Raw genomic sequence first — 1,261 nt, 5'->3', positions numbered from 1 at the left:
GACTCCACCGTCGCCTCGAACGCCCGGGCCGCGGGGTCGGCCGGCGCGCGTGACGCTGTCATGGGCGACCCGTGGTCGCGGTCGGATAAATAGGTGTTCGGCTCGGCGTTCGTTTATAAATCATCCTGCGACGGCGCGTGCCGACGACCGTCCGCCTCCCTCGCGCGTGCGATCGCCGGCGCCACGCGCCGGCTGTCAGAGGGACCTTCGGTCCCTCGCTACTCGCGCCCCTCGGACGCTCGTCGGCACGCGCCGTCGCAGGATGATTTATAAACGAACGCCGAGGCGAACACCTATTTATCCGACCGCGACCACGGGTCGCCCATGACAGCGTCACGCGCGCCGGCGGATCCCGAGGTCAGGGAGTTCGAGGCGACGGTGGAGTCGGTCGACAGCCGCGAGGTCGTCCTGAGCGAGACGTTCTTCTACGCCGAGTCCGGCGGCCAGCCAGCGGACCGGGGGACGATCGACGGCGTCCTCCTCGAGGACGTGACCGAGCGCGACGGCCGGGTCGTCCACGTGCTGGGCGAGGAGCCGCCGGGGTCGATCGCGGTCGGCGAGACGGTCTCGGGGATCGTCGACGACGCGTTCCGGACGTACTGCGCCCGGGCGCACACCGCCTCGCACGTGCTCTACGGCGCCGCGCGTCGGACCTGCGAGGACCTCGGCTACGCCGGCTTCGACATCGCGGCGGAGAAGGTCCGCGTCGACCTGACGACGGCCGACCCCATCGGCGACGCGGACCTCGTCGAGCTGGAGCGACTCGCCAACCGCGCCGTGTGGGACTCGCTGCCCGTCTCGTGGGAGACGCTCCCGGAGGATGAGGCCCGCGCGATCGAGGGGATCGCCTTCAACACCAAGACCGAGGAGGGCGCGATGAGCGGGAGCGAGGCGGTCCGCGTCGTGACGGTCGGCGGGGACGGCCCGGCCGGCGAGGGCGACGAGGACGGCGCGGGCGGCGGGGGCGGCGAAGACGGCGCGGGCGGCGAGAGCGACGCCGCGTCCGCGTGGGACGTCGCCGCCTGCGGCGGCACCCACGTCCGGAACACGAGCGAGATCGGGCCGATCTCCGTGCTCGACCGGTCGAACCCCGGCGAGGGCGTGACCCGCGTCGAGTTCGCGGTCGGCCCGACCGCGATCGACCACGACGCCGCGGTCCACGCGGCCGCGCTCGACGCCGCGACGAGCCTCGACGCGCGGATCGGTGACCTCCCGGACGCGGTCGACCGCCTCCGCGACGAGGTCGACCGCGTCCGGGAGG

General features: G+C 73.4%; 1 protein-coding gene. It reads left to right on the top strand.

What is annotated here, in order from left to right; all coding sequences use genetic code 11:
- Window positions 1–324: 324 nt before the first annotated feature.
- Window positions 325–1,261: alanine--tRNA ligase-related protein (locus DJ81_RS18475; protein WP_141212625.1), on the top strand; the 937-nt coding region annotated here is incomplete at its 3' end.

Source organism: Halorubrum sp. Hd13 (assembly GCF_002252755.1).
GTDB lineage: Archaea > Halobacteriota > Halobacteria > Halobacteriales > Haloferacaceae > Halorubrum.
Note: the sequence above shows the minus strand (reverse complement) of the source record. Positions and strands in the feature narration are given on the sequence as shown.